The organism is Bacteroides faecichinchillae JCM 17102 (genome assembly GCF_000614145.1).
Taxonomy (GTDB): domain Bacteria; phylum Bacteroidota; class Bacteroidia; order Bacteroidales; family Bacteroidaceae; genus Bacteroides; species Bacteroides faecichinchillae.
This window is the reverse complement of the sequence record NZ_BAKK01000116.1, coordinates 1-1,214: the sequence shown is the minus strand read 5'-3', so window position 1 is coordinate 1,214 and position 1,214 is coordinate 1. Positions and strand designations below refer to the sequence as shown.

Here is a 1,214-nt window from a genome sequence, read left to right as displayed (position 1 = left end):
CGTGAACGTCATCTTGACAAGCATCAGGTTCGCGGCTGGTTGGCCCGTTACAGGGCCTATGGAGAGGAAGGTCTTCTCAAATCAACAAAGGGTTACCACTTTACTTCTGCAGAAAAAGAAAGAATTATTTTGGAACATATCAAGGATGGAGTAACTTTGCAGCAGTTAAGCCTTCGTTACGATGTGAACCGCAACACGATTTTATTGTGGTTGAGAAAGGTTCGGTCGGGAGGCTCGCTATATGACGTAAAACAGCGAGGTCGACCTCCCAAAGCTCCCATGGCAAAACCTAAGAAAAGAGACGCACAGACAGAACTAGAGAAGCTTCAGGCAGAGAACCTCCGCCTGAGAGCAGAGAATGCGCTGCTAAAAAAAGTAAAGGCCTTAGTCGAGGAACAGAAAGCCCGAGCACGTCTCAATGGGCAAAAGCCATCGACGAACTAAGGTCGGAATATCCTCTTGGCTTGTTGTTAAAGCTGAGAAAGATGGCTCGCTCTGTGTTCTATTATCATCTGAAGTACCTGAAAGCGAAGGATAAGTACGCCATGGAGAGAGAAACCATAAAGGCTATTTACCATGAGCATAAAGGTCGCTACGGCTATCGACGCGTGACTGCAGAGATGCGAAACCGTGGGTTTGTCATCAACCATAAGACCGTACAGCGCCTGATGAATGAGATGTGTCTTAAGAGTAGAATCCGTAAAGTACGTTATCGTTCCTACAAAGGAGAGGTCGGAAAGATTGCGCCCAATATACTGGCAAGGAACTTTGATTCCGAAGCCCGAACCGCAAATGGGCTACTGATGTGACACAGATAAACATTGGCTCGGTCAAACTTTATCTATCACCGATACTGGATATGTTCAACGGTGAGATTATATCTTATAATATCTCTCGCAGTCCGAATATGGAACAGGTGTACGATATGCTTGACAAAGCTTTTGCCAAGTTCGACAGACTTGAGGGACTTATACTTCACTCCGACCAGGGCTGGCAATACCAGCATTTAGGCTATCGAAAGCGCCTTGCGGAACATCACATTATACAGAGTATGTCCCGTAAAGGGAACTGTCTTGACAATGCCATGGCGGAGAACTTCTTTGGTATCATGAAGTCTGAACTTCTATATGCAGAAGTATTTGAATCGCCAGAAACTTTCATAAGAGCTTTGGAGGAATATATAGAGTATTACAACAATAAAAGAATTAAGTCCC

Annotated in this window: 3 protein-coding genes; all 3 read left to right on the top strand. The window is 44.9% G+C overall.

The genetic code is table 11. The features are described 5' to 3' along the window. Positions 1–444 (top strand): transposase (locus JCM17102_RS20970; protein ID WP_025076563.1); only part of this gene is annotated, 444 nt, incomplete at its 5' end. A 41-nt stretch (positions 445–485) separates the two neighbouring features. Further along, the gene (locus JCM17102_RS30165) at positions 486–809 is read left to right on the top strand and encodes an IS3 family transposase (RefSeq protein WP_081800249.1); all 324 of its coding nucleotides are present in this window, start codon (positions 486–488) and stop codon (positions 807–809) included. Beyond that, positions 806–1,214, top strand: a 409-nt coding sequence (locus JCM17102_RS30160) for an IS3 family transposase (RefSeq protein WP_148302096.1), incomplete at its 3' end; no start/stop codon positions are given. The genes JCM17102_RS30165 and JCM17102_RS30160, both read left to right, overlap by 4 nt.